Below are 23,745 nucleotides of genomic sequence, written 5' to 3'. Positions count from 1 at the left end.
GAAATCCGGTCATAAAGCGTTTCTTTTGGCACATCAGTGTCCTGAGGCTACAACCCGGATTCACTCCCCGGTATCGAAAATATTGCGCAACCGCACATCCGGATCATCCCAGCTCCCGGAAACACTGTAAGTGGCACTGGTGAGCCGGCTCAGAGGCTCGCCCAACAGCTTGTCGAGAACAAACAGGGCACCGCCTATGGGTGGCGAGGCCCCGATCAGAATAGCGGCCAGGGGAAGGTTCTGGGTCAGCGGCAGGATCACCACCAGGCGCATATCCAGCGATTCGTCCACCAGACTGGTGGATCCGGTCAGACGAAACGCTCCGGAAGGACCTGCCAGCTGCAGCTCCGGCGTCCACTCCAGTACGCCATTGGTCAGGCTGGCCGTACCGGAAATGGCATCAAAGGCCACACCCGCCTCGTAAAGATCGGAAAAGTCGAACCTGAGGCGTCGCTGCAGGGTGTCGGTATTGAGCAGGTTGAAAAGCCGGAACAGCTGCGCGGTGTTGTTACCTTCCAGAATGACACCGTCATCAAGCCGGACTACCAGATCGCCATTGAGCTGATCCGGCGCCAACTGGTCAGGGCGGCCGGTCCAGTCCAGCTCAAGCCCTATGACCGTGGCGCGATTGGTCAGGGGTATGTCATCGCCGATCAGTGCGGAAAGCTCGGCAAGCTCGCCCCCCTCAATATTTGCCGACAACGCGGTCCGGGCTTCACCGGTGCGGATGCCCCAGCTCAGCTGACCGTCCAGCGCCAGACTTCCCAAACGCCCCTGAATATCCCGCACGACGACCTGGTCTGCCTCCGGATTCATCACAAACGACCAGGCGCCGGCCTGCTGCTCACCCAGCCAGAGGGATTCGATTCGCACATCCAGTTGCGGCCAGTCATCAGTGGCCAGCTGCCGGAATGCCTCCAGTTGCTGGGTTGGCGTGAGAATGGTACCGCTATTATCGTCGCCCCCTGACGAATCGCCGTCGGGTGAATCACCACGGGCCAGCTGCAGACGTTCCAGATCCAGCCAGGCCAGTTTCCCACCGGCCGGCAACCTGAGCCGGCCAGTGGCCCGCTCCGATGACGTAGCAATCAACCAGCCCCCGGCCTCAGGGGTTACCGACAGGCTAACCTCCGGAAAAGCCATAGTGCCAAACACCAGATTGTCCGCATGGATATCCAGCCGCTGCAGCCAGGGCACTGACGCCGAATACAGCAGTCCGTTCTCGCTACTGCCGCTGCCAGGCTGCCCGGGAAACAGCTCACCGGCCATGGCTTGCCAGCGGGCGGGCTCCAGACGGCTAAAACGTCCTTTCAGCCGGACCCCGGGTGCCAGTGGCCCGGCATCCGATTGTGCCCCGGTGCCGACGTCGCCCAGGTGAACATCGGCGCCGAAGATTTCCCCGTGCTGCCAGCCCATGTAGACACTGGCCCGGTCGCCCCACTGGCCATTGAGATACAACTGGTTGTTGTCGGCCCAGCGCAGCCCGAATTCCAGCGGTGGCTGGTCGATGCCAGCGCGGGACGTGCCCGCTCCGAGGCCCAGCGGTTCCGGCCAGGCCGAGATAAGTTCGCCGGTCTCAGCCCGGATACGGAGTGAGGTGCCGGCATCCGGCGCAATAACAAGGTTTGCCCTGTAGGGCAGGAAACCGTCGATACCGGGGTCAGCATTGCCCGCGCGCTCAGGTAAAAACTGACCAAGGATGGCCGCAACGTCGGCGCGTCCCTCCTGCTGTATACGGAGCTGACGCTGGTCACCGTTGAGCCCCAGCGTCACGGCCACCGGATGGCCCAGAAAGCGGGCAGAAATATTACCGGCCTGCAAACCATTCTGGTCGCCTCCGCCATTGCTGTAGGCTACGTCACCCTGCACATCGAACCAAACCAGGCCCGCCGGTGGGTAACGAATCTCACCATTACTGGTCTGCAGCCGGCCGCTTACGCTGAAGTCGCGATCCGGATCCAGGGGAATACCGAGACCCAGCTCAACATTGAAATCTCCTGCCAGCTCAATGGTGTCCGCCGCCGCACCGGCCATCTCTCCCAAGGGGGTGTTGGCGAGCCAGAAGGCGACCTGCTCACCGGTCACTTTCGCCGCGGTATCCACCTGCACCAGCGCAGCTCCCGCATCTTCGAGCACCTGGACCCGGCCTGGCTCCAGAGCCAGACCACCGGTAAGCGCCTGCTCCAGCCGGACATCGGTACGGCCATTGTTGATAACCACTTCGCCAACCGCACCGGTCACCTCTGGCCAGCGCGGATCGTAAGTAATCTCGCCATCGCGGAAGCGAAAACGCATGGAGGTGCTGAAACTGCCGGGGGGTAAATCACGACCGATCTGGCCATGGGCGAAAAACTGCCCCTGCTCGATGACACCTCCTGTAATCGCGGTGGTTAACCACTGGTACAGCCCCTCACTCACGACCCTTGCCGGCACAAAGTCTGCGAGCATGTCGGCACGGCCGTTCTCCAGCCCAATCGCCAGCCCCAGACTGTCATCACCATCAAAATCCAGCTTCAGATCAAAGGCGCCGGTCAAGCGGGTGTCTTGCTGGTAGCGGACACTCAGGTTACGCCCGAATACCCGGATAATGCCGGGTTCAAGGCGCCAGCTGACCCGGCCAGCAAGAGAATCCGCCGCCCAGGCGCCGGTAAACAGTTCGGGAAAGCCCAGGGTCGCGTCGTGACTGTCCACCTCAACCCAGCCCCCGCGGCTATCAAGCCACAGAAACCCGTCGATGTTGCTGCCCCCGGGGGCGCCGCCGTGGGCCACCACCGACACATTGTCCATACTTGCACTCAGCTCGAACGGGCTGTCACCCGATCCGGGCATCCGCAACCGGGCCCAGGCCAGTGTTCCGCCGGGCTGGTAGCGCTCCAGCGCGCGCTGCGCGGCGCCCGGAAGGATATCCAGCTCCCGGATCAATGCAGACAACCCGGTAAGTGGAACACTGGCGGCGGTTATCTCATAACCGGTGTCCTTGCCGGCGAATACTTTTTGCACCTTAAGGTCAATGCCCTCCACCCTCTGGTCACGCCAGCGCCATTGCAGATCCTGTACGTGCCACTGGCCTCCCGCAAACAGCCCCTGGCCTCTGCCCTGAGATGGGGCGGGATTGCGTTGCCAGCCAACCGCCGCAGAAAAATCCTCCAGGGATGGCAGGCCGGTTCCATGACTTGTCACCTCCAGCCGCGGTATCTGCAGCCCGGCGTTCAGTGATATCAGATACCCTGCCTCGAAGTTCAGCCAGGCTTCCGCCTCTGCTTCACCGGACACGATATCCAGATGGCGCCAGCGCATTTCCCGGGTGAAGGCATTCAGCACCCGCCCCGGCCGCAGATTGGCGTGAAGCCTGCCAGTGAACTCGCCATCAAAAAGATGCGAACCAACCAGGGTGATGGTGGCCAGCTGTTCCGTGGTACCGGAGCGCATGGCCCGGCCGGAGGCGGCCACCACGCCATCTTCGATGACCAGGTCCAGCTGCGGAACATCGATGTAGACCGTGTCCTGATCCGGACTTTCTACACCGAGGGTTATGCGGGTTACACGGAACTGCGGATCAGACACTCTGCGGGCTAACTGATCGAGCCAGAAGTCCGGATCTTTCCAGTGCTCCGGGATCCAGCTTTCCTCAAGTACTTCCGGTAGCTCCGGTATTTCCGGGTGGTCACCGTCATCCCGGTCTCGCCAGGCAGCCAGCTGGAGGCGGTCCTGCTGATTGCGGGTCAGAATCATATCCAGGCTGTCGGCTTCAATCCGGTCAAACACCAGACCCAGCCGCAACAGGGATTTCAACCCGTCCAGACGGAAGCGAAGCTGACCCAGACGAATGGGCTCAGCCCGACGCTGCTCGCCAGCCGCCATGCCAACACCCCCCAGGGTCACCCGGGTGGCTTCAATGGTTAACGATGGACCCTGCCAGTTCGCTCTGAGCCGGCCTATGGAGACATCCTGTCCGGTACGCTCAGCCAGAACTGCCTCTACAGCCGGGCGATACTCGTCGACGGTCTCAGCCAGATGGCGCGCCATGGCCGCAGCCACAGCCACCAGAATCAGCAGGATCAGCAGTAACCAGCCGACACAGGCGGTCAGTTTGCGGGCGATAACAACCGCAGTGGAATCATTGGCACCGCTTCCTGCGGAGGGAGAGGAAGCTCGTTCAGGGCACATGTTTACGTCCCATCTGCCAACACCGGCCGGCCGCAGAGATCAGCGGTGCCGGCCAGATCGCAGGCCGTTCAGAACAACACTGTTTCAGAGTAACACCACGTCATATTGTTCCTGACTGTAGAAAGGTTCGACCTGGAAACGAATCGATTTGCCGATAAAGCTTTCAAGGTCTGCAACGTTGTCTGCTTCTTCATCCAGCAGGCGGTCGATCACCTTCTGTGAAGCCATGACCAGGTAGCTTTCGGCCTCATAGGCCCGGTTAATCCGCAATATTTCCCGGAAGACCTCATAGCATACGGTTTCGGGTGTTTTCAGGAAGCCCCGGCCATCGCAGACCGGACAAGGCTCACAAAGAATCTGGCCGAGGCTTTCGGTGGTGCGCTTGCGGGTCATTTCCACCAGGCCAAGTTCGGACACACCGGTGATCTTGGTTTTGGCGTGATCCCGTTCCAGCATTTTTTCCAGCATACGGTGAACCTGACGCTGGTGCTCGGGGTCATCCATATCAATGAAGTCGATGATGATAATGCCACCGAGATTGCGCAACCGCAGCTGGCGGCCAATGGCCCGCGCCGCCTCCAGGTTGGTCTTGAAAATGGTCTCTTCCAGATTACGGTGCCCCACAAACGCACCGGTATTGATGTCAATGGTGGTCATGGCTTCGGTCTGGTCAATGATCACATAACCGCCAGACTTCAGCTGCACCTTGCGACTGAGCGCCCGCTGAATTTCATCCTCGACGCTGTAAAGGTCGAAAATCGGCCGTTCACCGGGGTAATACTCCACCTTGTCATTGAATTCCGTGACAAACTCATCCACAAACTCCATCACCCGCTGATAGCTTTCGCGGGAGTCAATGCGGACCTTTTCAGTCTGAGGCCGGATCAGATCACGAATGGTACGGATAAACAGCGGCAGATCCTGATAGACGATCGACGGTGCTCCGGCCTGCCGGAGACGCTCAGAAATGGATTGGTTGAGGCGCTGCAGGTATTCCATGTCTGCCAGCAGGTCTGCCTCCGCCACCCCCTCGGCGGCGGTGCGGATAATGAAGCCACCCAGGCACTCCTCCTGGCCGGCGATGGCCTGCTCGATAAGGGTCTTGAGCCGGGCCCGCTCCTCTTCATCTTCGATGCGCTGGGAAATACCCACATGGCTTACGCCGGGCATAAAGACCAGATAGCGGGACGGGATCGAGAGCTGGGTGGTCAGCCGTGCTCCCTTGGTTCCTATAGGGTCCTTGGTGACCTGAACCACCAGAGACTGGCCTTCTCTGAGCAGGGTGCGGATATCAGGCACGGAACGGCCGCCCTCGTTGCCGTCGTTATTGCGGGACTCACCGTCCTGGGGCATGACATCGGAAGCGTGAATGAACGCTGCCCGTTCCAGACCGATGTCCACAAACGCCGCTTCCATACCCGGCAGTACCCGCACCACCTTGCCTTTGAAAATATTGCCGACAATGCCTTTGCGGCTGGCACGCTCCACATAGGCTTCCTGAAGCATTCCGTTTTCCACAAGAGCCACACGGGTTTCCACTGGCGTGACGTTGATCAGAATTTCTTCACTCATGCCTTTCTCCATTGGCAGGTTGCGGCGGTATTCCCGGTCAGTGCATCAGGACGGCCAATCCGCCCAGACCTCCAGCCCGGCTGCAGCCAGCATGCAGGCCGTTATATCCAGCGGCAGTCCGACCACTGCGCTGTAATTGCCCCGGATTGCGGTGACGAAAATGCCACCGCGCCCCTGAATGCCGTAGCTGCCGGCTTTATCCATAGGCTCGCCGGTACGGCAATAGGCGTCAATTTCTGAGCTGCCCAGCGCCCGGAAGGTAACATCGGTAATACTCAGTTCGCTGGTCACACCGTCCGCCGTTGCCAGCGCTACGGCCGTCATCACCTGGTGACTTCGGCCAGACAGCCGTTGCAGCGTCTGTCTGGCTTCGTCTACCGTTGCCGGTTTACCGAGAATCTCGCCATCCAGCACCACCGAGGTGTCCGAGCCAAGCACCAGTACACCCGGCCGGGCTGCCCTGCGGTAACCTGCAGCCGCCTTTGCTTTCGCCAGACGGATCACGTAATCCGCCGCCGGCTCTCCGGTGCCCGGTGTTTCGTCGATATCCACCGGCAAACATTCGAAAGTCAGGCCCATCTGGGACAGCAAACCGGCCCTGCGTGGTGAGGCCGATGCCAGAATCAGAGTTTTCTTCATCGCACGCCCGTTACCCCAGTTTCCGGTTGACCCGATCCAGCAGTACGCACACCACCGGCCAGATCAACGCTCCGGTCAGCGCCGGCCAGAGATATTCAAAGCCATCACCATGGCCACCAAGCATCTGCTTGACAAAATGCACCAGCATCTGATTAATGCCCAGCAGCAGGAAAACAATCAGGCATTGCTGGGGAATGGGGAACATCCGCAGGCGTTGATGGATGGTCAGCACCAGAAAAGCGATTACGGCCATGGCAAAGGCATTCACGCCCAGTGGCGTGGCCTCGAGAACATCCAGCAGCAGCCCCAGTACCCAGGCCGTCAGAACGCCAAATTGTGCCGGTGCCCGGAAGGTCCAGTAAAAGACCATCAACCCCAGCCATTCCGGCCGGAATTCGTACCAGCCTGCCGGAAACAATGAAATACTCAGAACCAGGGCCAGCACAATACTGAAACCGAAGACCGGATAGCTGATCACTGACAACATCAGTTAGCGCCCTCTTCCGGAACAGGTTCTTCCGGGTCCTGCTGGTCGTCATAAAGCCCGGATTCATTGTTTCCGACCTCCTGAAACACCACCAGAATCAGCTTGCTTCGGTTCAGATGGGCCATGGGCGTGGCTTCGATCGTCACGAAGGGCTCCCCCGGATCCTTCCGTATCAGCGCAACTTCTGCCACCGGGTAGCCTTTTGGAAATCGACCGCCAAGCCCGGAACTGACCAGCACGTCACCTTCCCGGATATCAGCGGTGTCGGGAACATGGACCAGCTCCAGGCGATCAATATCACCGTTGCCCAGCAGAATGGCCCGCAGCCCGTTGCGATTCACTTCCACAGGCACCGCATGACTGCTGTCGGAAATAAGAAGGACCCGGGAGGTGAAGGCGGAGGTGTAGAGCACCTGGCCCATCAAACCCTTGGCATCGAGAATGGCTTGCCCTGCCCGGACGCCGTCCCGGGAACCCTTGTTGATGATGACTTCATGGGAAAATGGATCCGGTGAAACGCCCACTACTTCGGCCACGACAACGCGGTCATCCAGACTGCCCGAGGCGTTCATGAGCTCCCGCAGCCGGCTGTTCTCGGCCGCCAGCGCTGCGTATTTCAGTGCGCGCCGCTCAAGAATCATTACCCGCGCCTGCAGCGTCTCGTTTTCCCGCAGCAGGTCATCCCTCGGCGTAAAGACATCGCCGAGCCAGCCACTGAAACGGTCCGGTGCGTTGCCCAGCCAGAATACCGGCGCCAGTCCTGTGGACACAGAGCGACGGACTTCTGTCAGTTGTTCAAAACGGGCATCAGTAACCACCAGCACAACCGACAGCACAAAGACAGACAGCAGGCGAAAGCCCGGCATCGGACCAGGTACGAAAAGGGTCTTAATAGCGAAAAGCCTCCCGCCTGATACGACAACCGCCGCTGTGGTTACCCACCAGCGGCGGCATCGGTAGAGCGGAGGGCGTCAGGTCGCAACCCGATGCCATGATCAGAACTCCTGGGAGTACATACCAATGCCACCCCGGTCGATGACTTCCAGTGCCTTGCCGCCGCCACGGGCGACGCATGTCAGGGGATCTTCAGCGATGATAACCGGCAACCCGGTTTCCTCACTGATCAGCTTGTCGAGACCTCTCAGCAAGGCACCGCCGCCGGTCAGCACAATACCCCTTTCAGCAATATCCGACGCCAGCTCGGGCGGCGATTGCTCCAGCGCGCTTTTCACGGTCTGAACGATTTGCGCCAGGTTTTCCTGCAGGGCATCCAGAATCTCTTCGCTGTTCAGGGTGAAGGCTCTGGGAACCCCCTCTGCCAGATTGCGACCGCGAACGTCTATCTCGCGGATATCCAGGCCTTCATAGGCGCAGCCGATTTCATGCTTGATGCGTTCGGCGGTGGAATCACCGATCAGGCTGCCGTAATGGCGACGCACGTAGGTGACAATCGCTTCATCGAACTTGTCACCGCCAACCCGCACTGATTCGGCGTAGACAATACCGTTCAGGGAGATAATCGCAATCTCGGTAGTACCACCGCCAATGTCGACAATCATTGAGCCGCTGGCTTCTTCCACCGGCAAACCGGCACCAATGGCTGCCGCCATGGGCTCCTCAATCAGGAAGACTTCTCTGGCACCGGCACCCATGGCAGACTCACGGATGGCCTTGCGCTCCACCTGAGTGGACTTGCTGGGCACACAAACAAGCACCCTGGGGCTCGGGGTAATGAAGCTGTTTTCATGGACCTTGTGAATAAAATGCTGAAGCATTTTTTCGGTGACCACGAAGTCGGCGATCACGCCATCTTTCATCGGCCTGATCGCGGTAATGTTGCCAGGAGTACGCCCCAGCATACGCTTCGCTTCGGCGCCAACAGCTGCCACCATCTTCTGGGCGCCGTTAGTGCGGATGGCCACCACCGAAGGCTCATTCAGCACAATACCCCGCTCACGGACATAAATAAGCGTGTTAGCGGTGCCAAGATCAATCGACAGATCGCTGGAAAAAAGACCTCGGATTCTTTTGATGAACATTCGCGTTATTTCAACCTGAGAAATGCAGTCGGGAAATGATGCCGCAACTTTAGCAGTGAGCACCTCCGCAGGCAAGGCAGGCGGGTCAGCCGGACCGGCATCAAGGGGCTCTGACAATGCCACCGGACGCTCGCGCAACATCGTTAATCTGTTACCATACACGATTTACCGGCGCCCGGTCGTGATCATCGCCGATCAGCGGGCGTAAACAGCTGCGACACTTCGGTAACAGGAACCTGGCGGCTGCTAATGACATTCCACACACCCGGGGGGGCAATGCGTGACTATTTCCCGCATGGACATCGAAAAGGTTGCTGTACTGGCGAGAATTCGCGTCGACGACGAACAGGTCGCAGCGCTGGAAAATGACCTTGGCAACATCCTGAATCTGGTGGATCAGCTGAGTGCCGCAGACACCAGCGCGGTTGAGCCCATGGCTCACCCGCTGGACGCCGTTCAGCGGCTGCGGGCTGACGAGGTTACCGAGACCAATCAGCGGGAGGCCTTTCAGGCCATTGCCCCGGCCACCGAGAACGGGCTTTACCTTGTTCCCCGCGTCATTGAATGATCTGACGATCTGCAACACCAGGAATCATCATGCATACCAAATCCGTAGCAGAACTCTCCCGGGAACTGGAGAGCGGCAAGATATCCAGCGTTGAACTGACCCAGCAGTTTCTCGACCGCATCCGGCAGCAGGACGGCAAATACAACAGTTTTATCACGGTGACCGAAACCGGTGCCCTGGCCGATGCCAAAGCGGCAGACGAGCAACGGGCGGCGGGTAACGCCACCCCCTGGACCGGCGTTCCGTTTGCCCACAAGGATATATTCTGCACCAATGGCGTACGGACCACCTGTGGTTCGAAGATGCTGGAAAATTTTGTACCGCCTTACGATGCCACGGTCACGGAGAATTTCCGCAAGGCCGGCGCCGTCTGTCTCGGCAAGACCAATATGGACGAGTTCGCCATGGGCTCATCCAACGAATCCAGTTTTTTTGGTGCCGTGACCAATCCCTGGGGATTGGACAAGGGTGACAAGCGGGTTCCGGGTGGCTCCTCCGGTGGCTCCGCAGCGGCTGTGGCCGCGCGCCTGATTCCGGCAGCCACTGGCACCGATACCGGCGGCTCCATCCGCCAGCCGGCGGCCCTGTGCGGCATTACCGGCCTCAAGCCCACCTACGGCCGGGTGTCCCGCTACGGCATGATCGCTTTTGCCTCCAGCCTTGACCAGGGCGGTGCGATGACCCGCACCGCGGAAGATGCCGCATTGATGCTGAACGTCATGGCGGGTTTTGATCCCAGGGACTCCACCAGCATTGACCGGGAAGTACCGGATTACACCGCGACTCTGAACGAGCCGCTGAAAGGCCTGAGAATCGGCTTGCCCAAAGAATACTTCTCTGACCAGCTGAGCCCGGCCATGGAAGAACAGGTTCGCAACGCAATTCGCGACTACGAGAAGCTCGGCGCCACGGTAAAGGATGTTTCCCTGCCCAACGCCAACCTTGCCATTGCCGCCTACTACGTGATCGCGCCGGCGGAAGCCTCCGCCAACCTGTCCCGTTTTGACGGTGTTCGCTACGGCTACCGCTGCGAAGACCCCCAAGATCTGACGGACCTGTACACCCGCACCCGGGCCGAGGGTTTCGGCAATGAAGTGAAGCGGCGGATTCTGGTGGGCACCTACGCTCTCTCAGCCGGCTACTTCGACGCCTATTACCTGAAAGCCCAGAAGGTGCGCCGCCTGATCCAACAGGACTTTGTGAATGCTTTCAAGGAAGTGGACGTACTGATGAGCCCGGTGTCACCCTCACCGGCCTTTATTCAGGGTGAGAAAAATACCGACCCTGTGTCCATGTATCTGGAAGACGTGTTCACCATCGCTATTAACCTGGCTGGCATTCCGGCCATGTCTGTGCCCGCCGGATTTGTGAACGGCCTGCCCGTGGGCCTGCAGATCATCGGTGACTATTTCTCTGAAGCCCGGCTGCTGAACGCCGCCCATCAGTTCCAGCAGGTGACCGACTGGCACCAGCGTGAACCACAATAAGCCCGAGAAAGGAGAATGTTTATGCAATGGGACATTGTGATCGGGCTGGAAATACACGTTCAGCTCGCCACCCGCACCAAGATTTTTTCAGGCTCCAGCACCGCTTACGGCGCCGAGCCCAACACCCAGGCCAACGCGGTTGATCTGGCCATGCCTGGCACACTGCCGGTACCCAACGAGCAGGCCTTTCGCTATGCGGTGATGTTCGGCCTGGCAGTGAACGCCGAAATAGGCCGGCGTTCCATGTTTGAGCGCAAGAACTACTTCTATCCGGATTTGCCCAAGGGTTACCAGACCACTCAGCTGGCACAACCGATTGTCGGCCCGGGCTTCCTGGACATTGAGCTGGCCAGTGGTGATACCAAGCGCGTGCGTATTCACCACGCCCATCTGGAAGAAGACGCCGGCAAGTCCTTGCATGAGGACTTTCATGGCATGACCGGCATCGACCTGAACCGGGCCGGCACGCCGCTGATCGAGGTGGTGACCGAGCCGGACATGACCAGTGCCGAGGAGGCCGTAGCCTTCGCCAAGAAGATGCACAGCCTGGTGACCTCGCTGGGCATCTGTGACGGAGACATGTCCCAGGGCTCCATGCGTTTTGACGTCAACATTTCGCTCAAGCCCAAAGGCGCCGAAACCCTGGGCACCCGCACCGAGACCAAGAACCTGAACTCGTTCCGCTTTATGGAACAGGCCATTGCCCATGAAGTTGAGCGGCAGATGGACATTCTGGAAGACGGCGGCGTGATTGTGCAGGAAACCCGTCTCTATGATGGCGACCGGGACGAGTCCCGCTCCATGCGCAGCAAGGAAGAAGCCAACGATTACCGTTATTTCCCCTGCCCGGATCTGCTGCCGGTGGAAATCGACGACTCGTTTATCGAGGACGCCCGCAGCCGCCTGCCGGAGCTGCCCGACGCTCGTAAGGCCCGCTTTATTGATCAGTACGGCCTCAACAATTACGACGCCGCCCTGCTGTCGGGCGACGCCAGGCTTGCGGCGTTTTTCGAGAGCACGGTCGAGTACGGTAAGGACGCGAAACTGGCGGCCAACTGGATTCAGGGGGAGTTCTCTGCCCGTCTGAACGCTGAAGACAAAGCCGTTGCCCAGTCTCCGGTGTCCCCTGAACAGCTGGGTCATCTGGTGACCCGGATCGCAGATAACACGCTGTCCTCCGCTGGCGCCAAGAAGGTGTTCGATGCCTTGTGGACCGGTGAAGGCGACAATGTGGATGCGATCATTGATGCCAAGGGCCTGAAACAGGTTTCCGACACCGGCGAACTGGAGAAGATGGTGGGCGAGGTTCTGGCCGCCATGCCGGACCAGGTGGCGCAGTATCAGGACGAGCAGGACCCGAAGAAGCGCAAGAAGATGCTGGGCGGCTTTATGGGGCCGCTGATGAAGGCTTCCAAGGGTCAGGGTAACCCCAAGTTGTTTAATGATATTTTGCAGAAAAAATTGGGCGGTTGATTCAAGCGACTGACCGCTCCGGGGCCAAGCTTAGGGGCTGGGACCGGGGTGGTGCCCCTTTTCTCCGCCGCAATTCACGGTCCATCCCTGGACCGGCCTTGCTCCGCGCCATCCCTGGCGCTGCTACAAAAGGGGCACCACCCCGGTCCCGATCGAACAGATCGGATAACTCCAACGAACAGACGAACAGAAAAAATAAATAGGCTTTTTGGGGCCGCAAGACCCGGCAGACGTGTGTTGGTGTCTGTGGGCTGTGGGTCGGGGGGCTTTTCGCAGCAGCGCCATGGATGGCGCGGAGCAAGGCCGGCCCAGGGATGGGCCGTGAATTGCGGCGGAGAAAAGCCACCCGACCCGCGGCCCTACTCCCAAGCCTCAGGCCCGGGCTTTATACCCAAGCCAAAATCAAGACACAGAATCAGCCAGTACACCCCACAAGTCATGCTCATCAGCATGCTCAATCAAAACCCGCACAATCTGCCCAGGCTCCAATCCGGTCTCGTCGTTGAGATACACCATGCCATCAATTTCGGGCGCATCTGCTTTGGAGCGGCCAATGGCCCCTTCCTCGTCCACTTCATCAATCAGCACATCAATGGTGGTACCGATCTTTGCCTGCAGGCGGGCGGCTGAAATCTCGGCCTGTTTGGCCATGAACCGGGCCAGACGTTCGTCCTTGACCTCCTCCGGTACCGCTCCTTCCAGCTCATTGGCTTTTGCGCCTTCAACCGGGCTGTAGGTGAATGCACCCACCCGGTCCAGCTGAGCTTCATCCAGCCAGTCCAGCAGGTACTGGAAGTCTTCTTCGGTTTCCCCGGGAAAGCCGACAATAAAGGTAGAACGGATAGTCAGCTCGGGGCAGATTTCCCGCCACTTGCGGATGCGGTCCAGGGTTTTGCTGTCGTGGGCCGGCCGTTTCATGGCTTTCAGCACCTTGGGGCTGGCGTGCTGAAAAGGGATGTCCAGATACGGCAGGATCTTGCCTTCCGCCATCAACGGGATAATGTCGTCCACATGGGGGTAGGGGTAAACGTAATGCAGACGGACCCAGACGCCCATTTCTCCCAGGGCCTCGCACAGGGACTGCATTTTGGTTTTCAGGGGCCTGCCCTGCCAGAAGCCGGTGCGGTACTTGGTGTCGACACCATAGGCCGAGGTATCCTGGGAAATCACCAGCAATTCTTTGACCCCCGCATCCACCAGCCGTTGCGCTTCGTCCATGACGTCGCCAATCGGGCGACTCACCAGATCACCGCGCATGGAAGGGATGATGCAGAACGTGCAGCGATGGTTGCAGCCTTCTGAAATCTTGAGGTAGGCGTAATGTCTGGGCGTCAGTTTGATGCCCTGAGGTGGCACCAGATCCGTGAACGGGTCGTGTTTCCGGGTGGGTGGCACGAACTGATGAACCGCACCCACTACTTCTTCGTAGGCATGGGGACCGGACACTGCCAGCACGCCGGGGTGGGTTTCGCGGATCTTGTCGGCCTCTACCCCCATGCAACCGGTGACGATGACCTTGCCATTCTCGCTGATAGCCTCACCGATAGCGTCCAGTGATTCCTGTTTGGCGGCATCGATGAAACCACAGGTATTGACCACCACAATATCGGCGTCGTTGTAGGTGGGCACGACGTCGTAGCCGTCCAGCCGCAACTGGGTAAGGATACGCTCGGAGTCCACCAGCGCCTTGGGGCAGCCGAGGCTGATGAATCCGACTTTGCCGTTGCCGGCGACGGGGGTCTTGTCTGTCATTGGAAAGCCACTAACCGTTGAATGAAATGGCGCTCATTCTACATCACCGCGCATGCCACATCACAGCACCAGACACACCCTGACGCATGTGAAAATGGCGCCCACAGGGCAATACCGCTGATAACAAAGACAAAAACATGACATGGATCACTACACGAATCTTGCTGCTCACTTATCGACCAGTTACAATCATGCACATTGCATATAATCTGCCAGGTTATAGCCGTTCTTTAATCCGGTAACGTCATTTTAAGCAAACTGCCTCGGTTACGGTCAGAAGGATAGTCATGGGAAAGCCATTGAACGTTGACTCCGGAAACGTCACACCGGTGAGGGTGAAGCCTCGCTCCAGTGCACCGTGCCTGCGGGACCAGCAGCGCGTTGACGCCTCCCTTTCTGTTCAGGTCCATCGCCCCGGTCAGTCCCCGATTGAATGCCTGATGACGAATCTGTCCCGCTCCGGGATGATGGTCAGTTGCGACGCCGAGACTATTGACCGGCTGGTTCCATCACGGCGGCCGCCGGCTCCCGGGGACTGGATTGATGTCTCTGCCCGGTTTGAAGTTCCCGTGATCAGCAAACAATCTGTCTTGGTCTCGGCCACCTGCCACCTCGCCCACCTGAGGCGCGTTTCCCGCAATGAATTCCAGCTGGGGATTCGATTCGTGGATTTTCAGGGACGCGGTTTCGACTACGTTGATCAGTACGTCCATCGCCTTCTGGCGGACCGCGCACCGGAGCAGCCGACAGCGAAGTGATTGCCCGGCCGTTCCGGGGTCTTCAGAAGGCACGTAGGTGTACACAATTGGTCCGCCAATCCTCTCGAACTCATCACTGAATTCAGTAGCCGTCGCCGCATATTGTTATAGCCCCAAGCTCTAAGTGTCGCCTTTCTTATAAGCATTCATCCCTGCTATAGTATCGCTCCTTCGTTTTATACTTCGATATGGCCCTTGTGCCCGGTGATCAGACTTATGACCTCGTACAACCTGACCCATCTCAAACAGCTGGAAGCTGAAAGCATCCATATAATCCGGGAAGTTGCCGCTGAATTCGACAATCCGGTCATGCTCTATTCTATCGGCAAGGATTCTGCGGTCATGCTGCACCTGGCCCGTAAAGCTTTCTATCCGGGCAAACTGCCATTTCCGCTGATGCATGTGGACACCACCTGGAAATTCCGGGACATGATCGATTTCCGCGACCGCAAGATCAAGGAGTATGGTCTCGACCTGATCGTTCATACCAATCAGGACGGCGTAAAACAGGGCATTGGCCCATTCACCCACGGCAGCGCCAAACATACCGACGTGATGAAGACCCAGGCCCTCAAGCAGGCCCTGGACAAGTACAAGTTTGATGCGGCCTTCGGCGGCGCCCGCCGGGATGAAGAAAAATCCCGGGCCAAGGAGCGGGTGTACTCCTTCCGCGACGAATACCATCGCTGGGATCCCAAGAACCAGCGGCCAGAGCTGTGGAATATCTACAACGGCAAGATCAACAAGGGCGAGAGCATCCGGGTGTTTCCCCTGTCCAACTGGACCGAGCTGGATATCTGGCAGTACATCTACCTTGAAAACATCGAGATCGTGCCCCTGTACTACTCTGCGGTAAGGCCCGTGGTGGAGCGGGACGGTACGCTGATCATGGTGGATGATGAGCGTATGCCTCTGAAAGAGGGCGAGAAGCCCATGATGAAATCCATTCGTTTCCGCACCCTGGGCTGCTACCCGCTGACCGGTGCCATTGAATCCGAGGCAGACACGCTGCCTGAAATCATTCAGGAAATGCTGCTGGCCACCAGCTCCGAACGCCAGGGCCGGGTTATCGACCACGACTCAGCGGGCTCCATGGAACAGAAAAAGCGGGAAGGGTACTTCTAAGATGTCACACCAGTCTGATCTGATCGCGGAAGACATTCAGGCCTACCTGAAGCAACATGAAAACAAGCAACTGCTGCGCCTGCTGACCTGCGGCAGTGTGGATGACGGCAAGAGCACCCTCATCGGTCGCCTGCTCCATGACACCAAGATGATCTATGAAGATCACATGGCCAGCCTGAAAACCGACAGTGCCAAAATGGGCACTACCGGCGAAAAACTGGATCTGGCGCTGCTGGTGGATGGCCTGCAGGCGGAGCGGGAACAGGGCATCACCATTGATGTGGCTTACCGCTATTTTTCCACCGACAAGCGCAAGTTCATCATCGCGGATACCCCGGGCCACGAACAATACACCCGCAACATGGCTACGGGCGCATCCACCGCGCAGGTGGCGATCCTGATGATCGATGCCCGCCACGGCGTGCTGACCCAGACCCGCCGGCACTCCTTTATTGCCTCGTTGCTGGGCATCCGCCACATCGTGGTCGCCATCAACAAGATGGATCTGGTGGGCTTCAGTGAGGATCGCTTCAACGAGATCAAGGAAGAGTATCTGGCGTTTGCCACCCGCCTGGGTCTGAATGATATCCGTTTTGTGCCGATTTCTGCCCTGGAAGGCGACAACGTGGTCAACCGCAGCGAGCACACCCCCTGGTTTACCGGCCAGCCGCTGATGGAAATCCTCGAAACCGTGGAAGTGGGTCGTGACAAGAACCTGGAGCACTTCCGCTTTCCGGTTCAGTACGTGAATCGTCCCAACCTCAATTTCCGCGGATTCTGCGGCACCATTGCCTCAGGCACCGTCAGTCCGGGCGACAAGGTCATGGCCCTGCCTTCACGGCGCACCAGCACCGTCAAGGAGATTGTCACCTTCGACGGCAATCTGGCAGAGGCCTACATCGATCAGGCGGTCACCATTACCCTGACCGACGAAATCGACATCAGCCGTGGTGACATGCTGGTGAAAGCGGAAGACGAGCCTGAAGTGGGCAACCGTTTTACCGCCAACCTGGTGTGGATGACCGACACGCCTCTGGAAACCGGGCGTCTGTACGATATCAAGCTGGGCCCCACCTTTACCTCAGGCACGGTAAAGCGGATTCATCACCAGACCGACGTCAACACCCTGGAACAGAACCCCAATCCGGCGGCCCTGCAGCTGAACGAGATCGGTTTGTGCGAGCTGACCCTGAGCCAGCCGGTGGCCTTTGATGCCTACCCACGGAATCATGCCACGGGCAGTTTCATTGTGATCGACCGCCTCACCAACGTGACCATTGGTGCGGGCATGATCGCCGGTACCGTTGGCGGTCTGGAATCACTGGATCCGGTCACTGCCGAAGAGCGGGCACGTCGTCTCGCCCAGAACCCCTGCATCATTGCCTGTAACGGCAAACAGGCGCCAGCTCTGGCTCTGGCAGTAGAGCGGGCCCTGTTTGATCAGGGCAAGACATCTGTCGTGCTCAGTGAAGACAACTCAGGCAGTCCCGATGACCGCCGCCGCACAGCGCAACTGGTCAGCGCCCACGGCCTGATTGCCATTGCCGTCAATCTCGGATCGGACGTCGCCTCGGTTTCGGCCACATCCGACAGCCCGGACGATATTCCTGCTGCGGTCAGCACACTGCTGCAGGATCTGCGGTCCCGGTAAGCTGCCTGAGCGTCAACAGCCATGGATGGCAAGATGAGTCCGTGGCACAATCCGCTGGCCCTGAAGACAACCTCTTCGGGGCTTTTCCGTTTTCCCGACCAGGATTTCCGCAATGGCCATCAAACACCTTCGTACCCTTTTCGCCAGTCAGTACCAGCCCGGCCAGCCAGCCCGCATTCGCCCCGGTGAGACACTGAGCGAACCAGGCGGTGATTACGAGGCCCTTCACAAGCAGATGAAGCGCCTGTTCAATGCGAAACCCGGGAAAAAATACGGCCGTTTCTCCGACGATATCGGTGAAACCCCCTTCAGCAGCTGGCTGAAAGATTACCTGGACGACAAACAGTCGTTCGCCTCCTTCAGCGACCGGGTTTTCGGCCAGTGGCAGGAACTGCTGAACAGCGCCCAGGAAGAAATCGAGGGCCATCTGATGCTGGTCCATGAAGCCCTGGCCGACTCGGAAGTGGTGTACCTGCTGATGATGGAAAACGACAGCGCCATGCGCTTTGACGCCAAACAGATGCTGGACGCTACCGACATTCTCAGCCTGTCGCGTCTCAACCTGGCCGTTCGCATCGAGCTGGATGACTGGCGCAGCGACAATCCCGGCGATAATTATCTGACCCTGGTGCATTCCCGTGGCACCGGTGAAGGCGGTGACCTGTTCATCAAACTCTGCGGTTTCACCAATCAGGTGGATGTGGAGAAGGAAACCCTGACCTTCATGGACGCCGTGGAAGCCTTCGCCAAAACCTCGGAGCCGGAGGAAGCCGGCAAGGTGCGGGCCAGAGCCTACGAATTCTGCAAGGAGCAACACGCCCTGGGCGAGCCGGTAGCCATCGAAGCTCTCTCCGGCTATCTGGATGAAAGCCAGCCCGAGCGCTTCCGGGAATTTGCCTCCCAAACTGCGGAAATACCGGCAAGCGGCGTATTGCACCCGGATCACCGCAAGGTGAAAAAGCTGGTGCGCATTGCCGGCTCCGGCGGCGGTATGAGCGTGTCCTTCTCCTCCGACCTGGTGAACCAGGCCATCTACTACGACCGGGACAAGGACGCACTCACCATCACCCGCCTGCCCAAGGCGCTGCGGGAGCAGCTGCAACGGTATCTGGAAGATCGCGAGAGCTGAGAGCCTGCGAGCTAATCCCCCATCAACTCGGGATGCCGCTGCTTGCGAACACCGTTCATCCAGCCCACACCGTCCACCAGTTCGCCGGTTTCCGGGTCGATAGGTGGATAGGGCAAGCGGCGGTCGTCACAGTAGCGTTTGACCACGGGCTGGCACCAGCAGAACAGCAGCCGCAGGTATTCGTCATCCGGCAGCCTGCGCACGTCGAACAGTCCCGCTTCCTTACGCTGGCGCTGGGCTTCTGAAAGGATGATGGCGCAGGCGGCGGAGACGTTGAGGGATTCCACCATGCCCATCATCGGAATCACGATGTGCTCGTCGGCCTGCTCCGCCGCGTTCGCGCTGACACCTTCCACTTCGTTACCCATGATGATGGTACAGGGCACGGTATAGTCGATTTCACGGTAGTCCACGGCCCGGTCTGACAACTGTGCGGCGTACAGCTTGTGACCCTGCCCTTTCAATGCCTCTATGGCATCATCCATGGACCGGTGGGTGTGGGTCGTCACCCAGCTGTAGCTGCCGCCTGCGGTCTTGCGGAAAGCACGAAACCCCTCTTTGGGCCAGACCGCGTGCATATTGGCGAGGCCAAAGGCGTCGCAGGAGCGAAGAATGGCCGAGAGATTACGGGGTTTGTGCACCTGGTCAGTGAGAACACTCAGGTCCGGTTGGCGGGTGTTCAGGGTCTGCTTGATCCTGGCAAGGCGTTCGGGAGTCATAACAATCAGAGTTCACTCGTAATTTCGGGTAAAAGGCCTGATAAAGACGCAATATTACCACAGCGAAATAGCAACGACCGGCAACAATGGTGGTTGCAGAATGATCACCCCGTTATAATGCCCAGTTCGTTTGTACCTGCGCCCGGATCCAACACCACCCGGCGCAACATTCACCAGAATACGTGAGAACCATGGCCAAGAAGCTGTACATCAAAACCCACGGCTGCCAGATGAACGAGTATGATTCATCCCGCATGGCGGACCTGCTGCGCTCCGGCGAACAGGTAGTCATGACGGATACCCCGGAAGATGCCGACATACTGCTGCTGAATACCTGTTCGATCCGGGAAAAGGCCCAGGAAAAGGTCTTTCACCAGCTCGGTCGCTGGAAAAGCCTGAAGGCCAGCAAGCCGGATCTGATCATCGGCGTGGGCGGCTGCGTGGCCAGCCAGGAAGGCCAGGCAATCATTGATCGTGCTCCGTTCGTCGATATGGTCTTCGGCCCGCAAACCCTGCACCGCCTGCCCGACATGATCACAGAAGTCAGAATGAAAGGCGGCGTTGGTGTGGTGGATGTCAGCTTCCCGGAAATCGAGAAGTTCGACAACCTGCCGGAACCCGGTGCCGACGGGCCTTCTGCCTTTGTTTCCATCATGGAAGGCTGCAGCAAGTACTGCACCTTCTGCGTGGTGCCTTACACCCGTGGCGAGGAAGTCAGCCGTCCGGCGGATGATGTGATTGCGGAAGTCGCGCACCTGGCAAGCCAGGGTGTGCGGGAGGTCAACCTGCTGGGCCAGAACGTGAACGCCTACCGCGGTGACACCCACGACGGCGACACCATGGACCTGGCGGAACTGATCACCCTGATCGCCACCATCGATGGCATCGACCGGATTCGCTACACCACTTCCCACCCGGTGGAGTTTTCGGATTCGCTGATTGAGGTGTATGAAACGGTACCGGAGCTGGTCAGCCATCTGCACCTGCCGGTCCAGAGCGGCTCGGATCGGATTCTGGCTGCCATGAAGCGTGGCCACACGGTGCTTGAATACAAATCCAAGTTACGCCGTTTACGGAAGATTCGTCCGGATATCAGCTTTTCCTCGGACTTTATCATCGGTTTTCCGGGAGAAACGGAAAAGGACTTTGAAGACACCATGAAGCTGGTGAATGATATCGGCTTCGATGTGTCCTTCAGTTTCGTCTACAGCGCCCGCCCCGGCACGCCGGCATCGGATTTACCGGACGACACGCCGATGGATGTGAAAAAGCAGCGTCTGTCCATCTTGCAGCAGCGCATCAATCAGTACGCCATGGATATCAGCCGCAAGATGGTGGGTACTACCCAGCGGATCCTGGTGACCGGTCTGTCCAAGAAAGACCCCGGTGAATTTGCTGGCCGCACCGAAAACAACAGAATTGTAAACTTCCGGCATGATAATCCTGAGGTTGTCGGGCATTTTGTGGATGTGGAGATCAGGGAGGCATTGCCTAATTCTTTGCGTGGTGTGCCTGTAGGATCGGAACTGCTTTGACGGTCGGTGCCGTCAAGACACACTCCCGAGACGAGTGAGGTCGGTATCATTTTCCGAAACACGCCCGCAAGTACGTCCCTGTAGGGCTCCGGTCGCGCCATCCATGGCGCTTCAGGGTTTCGGAAAACGATCCCCACCTCCCTCTCTTGGACAATTGAGTTAGCTGTGTAGAAAAACGTAAGCTATTCCTTGAAGGAATTACTGTTTGTCACCATCTTTTGTTTTAAAGCGACAAACACATTGCTGACGAGGTGAAGGTCGGGAAGTTTTTACCAGACCGTCTGTTGCCAGGGATGGCAACAGCCGAGCCCTACATGGACGTACTCGCGGGCGTGTCTGGGAAAAATTTACCGACCTTCGCCTCAGGCACCGGACCTTTCAGTCCTGAATCAGGCTTAAATGCCACAAAGCTCAACCAGGGGAACGATTGAAAACCACTGACGCCCGACAATTTGACCTGCACCCGGCAGACCAGAGCCGACTGGCCACCCTGTGTGGACAGTTCGATGAACACCTCAAACACATTGAACGCCGCATGAACGTGCGCATTGGTCGCCGTGGCCACCACTTCCGTATCGAAGGCGAGCCCGAGCGGGCCACCGCCGCCACCGAAGTGGTCCGGCATCTATACCGGGAAACCGAATCCACCACCGACATCAACCCGGAAACCGTGCACCTGTTCATCCGCGAATCCGGTTTCGAGCGACTGCCGGACGTGGACGACTTTGACGGCACCAGCATCGTCATCAAAACACCCAAGGTTCAGGCCAGGCCAAGAGGCAAGAACCAGCAAAAGTACGTCCATAGCATCCGCAGCCACGACATCAACTTCGGTATCGGCCCCGCCGGGACCGGCAAGACCTGGCTCGCGGTGGCCTGCGCCGTTGAGGCCCTGAAAGACGAGCAGGTGAAACGTATCCTGCTGGTACGGCCAGCGGTCGAGGCCGGCGAGAAGCTGGGCTTTCTGCCCGGTGACCTGGCCCAGAAGGTGGACCCCTACCTGCGGCCACTCTACGACGCCCTCTATGAGATGCTGGGGTTTGAGCAGGTCACCCGGATGATCGAGAAAAGCGTGATCGAAATTGCGCCACTGGCCTTCATGCGGGGTCGCACACTGAACAATTCGTTCATTATTCTCGACGAAAGCCAGAATACCACTCGCGAACAGATGAAAATGTTCCTGACCCGGATCGGCTTCGGGTCAACCGCCGTGATCACCGGCGATACCACCCAGGTGGACCTGCCCAGAGGCCAGAACTCCGGCTTGATTCATGCGGCCAGTGTGCTCAGCAAGATTTCCGGAATCGGTTTCACCCGCTTCGAATCCGCCGACGTGGTCCGTCATCCGCTGGTGCAGCGTATTGTCGAAGCCTACGACGACTTCGGCGATGGTGACCCGGTATGAGCCACTGGCTCACCGTAGACATACAGCACGCAAGTGACAGGAGAGATCTGCCTGACGACGCCAGCCTGACTCTGTGGGCCGAACTTGGCTGGCAGCAGGCAGACGCGTCCGAGGTAACCCTTCGCCTTGTGGATGAAGACGAGAGTCGCGAGCTGAACCATCAGTACCGGCAGAAGGACAGCCCAACCAATGTACTGTCCTTCCCATTTGAGGCGCCAGCGGGTATAACGATGCCTCTGGCCGGCGATCTTGTTATCTGTGCGCCGGTGGTTGCCCGCGAAGCGGCAGAACAAGGCAAGGCATTACAGGCTCACTGGGCCCATATGATTATCCACGGCATGCTGCATCTTCAGGGTTACGACCATATTGAAGACAACGAAGCGGTGGAAATGGAAGCCCTTGAAACCCGGTTGCTGGCCACTCTTGGCTTCAGTGACCCCTACCAGACAGAGGAATCGGAACCAGACTCATGAGCGACGATCAGTCGAGTCGCGGCCAGGGCGGCAAGTCCTGGCTGGAACGTATATCACAGGCTTTCTCCAGCGAGCCTGAGTCCGTCGAGGACGTGCTGGGAATCCTCCGCGATGCCGAAGAGCACAACATCATAGATGCTGATGCCATGAGCATCATTGAAGGGGCCATGCAGGTCATCGACATGCGCGTCGATGAGATCATGATTCCCCGCTCCCAGATGGTTACCGTCAAAGCCTCCCAGGAACCGAAACTGTTTCTCGGCGACATCATGGAATCCGCCCACAGCCGCTTTCCCGTTATCGGTGACAGTCAGGACGATGTCATCGGTATTCTGCTGGCGAAAGATCTGCTCCCCCTGGCCCTGAACAACGAGCTTAACTGGACCCGGATCCGGGAAATCCTGAGGCCCCCCACCTTTGTGCCCGAGAGCAAGCGCCTGAACCAGTTGCTCAAGGAGTTCAAGGAAACCCGCAATCACATGGCCATGGTGGTTGACGAATACGGTGGCACCGCTGGCCTGATCACCATCGAAGACGTGCTGGAGCAGATTGTCGGTGAAATCGAAGACGAGCACGACGTTGACGAGGAAACCAACATCAAGCCCCACAGCGACGGTGTCTGGGCGGTGAAGGCCATGACCCCGGTGGAAGATTTCAACGAATTCTTCAGCACCGGCATGGACGAGCAGGAGTTCGACACCATTGGCGGCATAGTGCTGAAAGAGTTCGGCCACCTGCCCCGTCGTGGTGAGTCCATCAGCTTTAA

19 protein-coding genes are annotated in these 23,745 nt (G+C 58.7%); 11 read left to right on the top strand and 8 right to left on the bottom strand.

Annotated features, from left to right (window positions below; genetic code table 11):
- Positions 1-60: 60 nt before the first annotated feature.
- The 6 genes from AAC035_RS04380 to AAC035_RS04355 all read right to left on the bottom strand — a co-directional run bounded on the left by AAC035_RS04380 (position 61) and on the right by AAC035_RS04355 (position 8,904).
- Positions 61-4,167, bottom strand: coding sequence for an AsmA-like C-terminal region-containing protein (locus AAC035_RS04380; protein WP_339800412.1), 4,107 nt, complete (start codon positions 4,165-4,167; stop codon positions 61-63).
- A gap of 84 nt (positions 4,168-4,251) precedes the next feature.
- Positions 4,252-5,739: a ribonuclease G gene (gene rng, locus AAC035_RS04375; protein WP_339800409.1), complete on the bottom strand. Its 1,488-nt coding sequence runs from the start codon at positions 5,737-5,739 to the stop codon at positions 4,252-4,254.
- Between the two features lie 45 nt (positions 5,740-5,784).
- Complete coding sequence (locus AAC035_RS04370) at positions 5,785-6,378, bottom strand: Maf family protein (RefSeq protein WP_339800406.1); 594 nt, start codon at positions 6,376-6,378, stop codon at positions 5,785-5,787.
- Positions 6,379-6,388: 10 nt separating this feature from the next.
- A complete protein-coding gene (gene mreD, locus AAC035_RS04365) occupies positions 6,389-6,865 on the bottom strand; it encodes a rod shape-determining protein MreD (protein ID WP_339800403.1) in 477 nt (158 codons plus the stop codon).
- The gene (gene mreC, locus AAC035_RS04360) at positions 6,865-7,731 is read right to left on the bottom strand and encodes a rod shape-determining protein MreC (protein WP_339800400.1); all 867 of its coding nucleotides are present in this window, start codon (positions 7,729-7,731) and stop codon (positions 6,865-6,867) included. Before mreC ends, mreD begins: the two co-directional genes overlap by 1 nt.
- A 129-nt stretch (positions 7,732-7,860) precedes the next feature.
- Entirely contained in the window at positions 7,861-8,904 is a 1,044-nt protein-coding gene (locus AAC035_RS04355; RefSeq protein ID WP_339800397.1) for a rod shape-determining protein, read from the bottom strand.
- Positions 8,905-9,184: 280 nt separating this feature from the next.
- Between AAC035_RS04355 and gatC the strand changes: the two genes are divergently transcribed.
- Genes gatC through gatB form a run of 3 tightly spaced genes read left to right on the top strand, consistent with a single transcriptional unit; the run spans position 9,185 to position 12,432 of the window.
- A complete protein-coding gene (gatC, locus tag AAC035_RS04350) occupies positions 9,185-9,472 on the top strand; it encodes an Asp-tRNA(Asn)/Glu-tRNA(Gln) amidotransferase subunit GatC (RefSeq protein ID WP_339800395.1) in 288 nt (95 codons plus the stop codon).
- Between the two features lie 29 nt (positions 9,473-9,501).
- Entirely contained in the window at positions 9,502-10,959 is a 1,458-nt protein-coding gene (gene gatA / locus AAC035_RS04345; RefSeq protein WP_339800392.1) for an Asp-tRNA(Asn)/Glu-tRNA(Gln) amidotransferase subunit GatA, read from the top strand.
- Positions 10,960-10,980: 21 nt separating this feature from the next.
- Positions 10,981-12,432, top strand: a complete 1,452-nt coding sequence (gatB, locus tag AAC035_RS04340) for an Asp-tRNA(Asn)/Glu-tRNA(Gln) amidotransferase subunit GatB (RefSeq protein ID WP_339800389.1) — start codon at positions 10,981-10,983, stop codon at positions 12,430-12,432.
- Between the two features lie 402 nt (positions 12,433-12,834).
- Here the strand turns inward: gatB and rimO are convergent, their stop codons facing one another.
- A complete protein-coding gene (gene rimO / locus AAC035_RS04335) occupies positions 12,835-14,184 on the bottom strand; it encodes a 30S ribosomal protein S12 methylthiotransferase RimO (RefSeq protein ID WP_339800386.1) in 1,350 nt (449 codons plus the stop codon).
- A 287-nt stretch (positions 14,185-14,471) separates the two neighbouring features.
- Between rimO and AAC035_RS04330 the strand changes: the two genes are divergently transcribed.
- The 4 genes from AAC035_RS04330 to AAC035_RS04315 all read left to right on the top strand — a co-directional run bounded on the left by AAC035_RS04330 (position 14,472) and on the right by AAC035_RS04315 (position 18,847).
- Entirely contained in the window at positions 14,472-14,942 is a 471-nt protein-coding gene (locus tag AAC035_RS04330; RefSeq protein ID WP_339800385.1) for a PilZ domain-containing protein, read from the top strand.
- Positions 14,943-15,158: 216 nt separating this feature from the next.
- On the top strand, positions 15,159-16,067 hold the full coding sequence (cysD, locus tag AAC035_RS04325) for a sulfate adenylyltransferase subunit CysD (protein ID WP_339800382.1): 909 nt from the start codon (positions 15,159-15,161) through the stop codon (positions 16,065-16,067).
- A gap of 1 nt (position 16,068) precedes the next feature.
- Positions 16,069-17,718, top strand: coding sequence for a sulfate adenylyltransferase subunit CysN (gene cysN / locus AAC035_RS04320; RefSeq protein WP_339800379.1), 1,650 nt, complete (start codon positions 16,069-16,071; stop codon positions 17,716-17,718).
- 112 nt (positions 17,719-17,830) lie between these two features.
- A complete protein-coding gene (locus tag AAC035_RS04315; RefSeq protein ID WP_339800376.1) occupies positions 17,831-18,847 on the top strand; it encodes a nucleoid-associated protein in 1,017 nt (338 codons plus the stop codon).
- A gap of 11 nt (positions 18,848-18,858) precedes the next feature.
- On the opposite strand, the gene trmH is transcribed toward AAC035_RS04315, so the two are convergent.
- Entirely contained in the window at positions 18,859-19,566 is a 708-nt protein-coding gene (gene trmH, locus AAC035_RS04310; protein ID WP_339800373.1) for a tRNA (guanosine(18)-2'-O)-methyltransferase TrmH, read from the bottom strand.
- Positions 19,567-19,757: 191 nt separating this feature from the next.
- Here trmH and miaB point away from each other — a divergent pair, with 191 nt between their 5' ends.
- The 4 genes from miaB to AAC035_RS04290 form a co-directional block, all read left to right on the top strand.
- The gene (gene miaB, locus AAC035_RS04305; protein ID WP_339800371.1) at positions 19,758-21,101 is read left to right on the top strand and encodes a tRNA (N6-isopentenyl adenosine(37)-C2)-methylthiotransferase MiaB; all 1,344 of its coding nucleotides are present in this window, start codon (positions 19,758-19,760) and stop codon (positions 21,099-21,101) included.
- A gap of 427 nt (positions 21,102-21,528) precedes the next feature.
- A complete protein-coding gene (locus AAC035_RS04300) occupies positions 21,529-22,506 on the top strand; it encodes a PhoH family protein (RefSeq protein WP_339800368.1) in 978 nt (325 codons plus the stop codon).
- Positions 22,503-22,979 carry an rRNA maturation RNase YbeY gene (ybeY, locus tag AAC035_RS04295; RefSeq protein ID WP_339800364.1) on the top strand — a complete coding sequence of 159 codons (477 nt, stop codon included), beginning with the start codon at positions 22,503-22,505 and terminating at the stop codon, positions 22,977-22,979. The genes AAC035_RS04300 and ybeY overlap by 4 nt, the downstream gene beginning before the upstream one ends.
- The coding region (locus tag AAC035_RS04290) for a CBS domain-containing protein (protein ID WP_339800362.1) at positions 22,976-23,745 on the top strand (770 nt) is incomplete at its 3' end. The genes ybeY and AAC035_RS04290, both read left to right, overlap by 4 nt.

Origin of the sequence: uncultured Marinobacter sp. (genome assembly GCF_963974375.1) — a bacterium.
GTDB lineage: Bacteria > Pseudomonadota > Gammaproteobacteria > Pseudomonadales > Oleiphilaceae > Marinobacter.
The sequence above is the reverse complement of the archived record's forward strand: the minus strand, read 5'-3'. Positions and strand labels throughout refer to the sequence as shown.

Bases quoted from the DNA above. Each gene is read 5' to 3' on its own strand.
- gatA (WP_339800392.1), top strand. From the start codon at position 9,502: ATGCATACCAAATCCGTAGCAGAACTCTCCCGGGAACTGGAGAGCGGC.
- AAC035_RS04330 (WP_339800385.1), top strand. From the start codon at position 14,472: ATGGGAAAGCCATTGAACGTTGACTCCGGAAACGTCACACCGGTGAGG.
- AAC035_RS04315 (WP_339800376.1), top strand. From the start codon at position 17,831: ATGGCCATCAAACACCTTCGTACCCTTTTCGCCAGTCAGTACCAGCCC.
- cysN (WP_339800379.1), top strand. From the start codon at position 16,069: ATGTCACACCAGTCTGATCTGATCGCGGAAGACATTCAGGCCTACCTG.
- cysD (WP_339800382.1), top strand. From the start codon at position 15,159: ATGACCTCGTACAACCTGACCCATCTCAAACAGCTGGAAGCTGAAAGC.
- rng (WP_339800409.1), bottom strand. From the start codon at position 5,739: ATGAGTGAAGAAATTCTGATCAACGTCACGCCAGTGGAAACCCGTGTG.
- miaB (WP_339800371.1), top strand. From the start codon at position 19,758: ATGGCCAAGAAGCTGTACATCAAAACCCACGGCTGCCAGATGAACGAG.
- gatB (WP_339800389.1), top strand. From the start codon at position 10,981: ATGCAATGGGACATTGTGATCGGGCTGGAAATACACGTTCAGCTCGCC.
- AAC035_RS04380 (WP_339800412.1), bottom strand. From the start codon at position 4,167: ATGTGCCCTGAACGAGCTTCCTCTCCCTCCGCAGGAAGCGGTGCCAAT.
- trmH (WP_339800373.1), bottom strand. From the start codon at position 19,566: ATGACTCCCGAACGCCTTGCCAGGATCAAGCAGACCCTGAACACCCGC.
- rimO (WP_339800386.1), bottom strand. From the start codon at position 14,184: ATGACAGACAAGACCCCCGTCGCCGGCAACGGCAAAGTCGGATTCATC.
- mreD (WP_339800403.1), bottom strand. From the start codon at position 6,865: ATGTTGTCAGTGATCAGCTATCCGGTCTTCGGTTTCAGTATTGTGCTG.
- mreC (WP_339800400.1), bottom strand. From the start codon at position 7,731: ATGCCGGGCTTTCGCCTGCTGTCTGTCTTTGTGCTGTCGGTTGTGCTG.
- AAC035_RS04370 (WP_339800406.1), bottom strand. From the start codon at position 6,378: ATGAAGAAAACTCTGATTCTGGCATCGGCCTCACCACGCAGGGCCGGT.
- ybeY (WP_339800364.1), top strand. From the start codon at position 22,503: ATGAGCCACTGGCTCACCGTAGACATACAGCACGCAAGTGACAGGAGA.
- AAC035_RS04355 (WP_339800397.1), bottom strand. From the start codon at position 8,904: ATGTTCATCAAAAGAATCCGAGGTCTTTTTTCCAGCGATCTGTCGATT.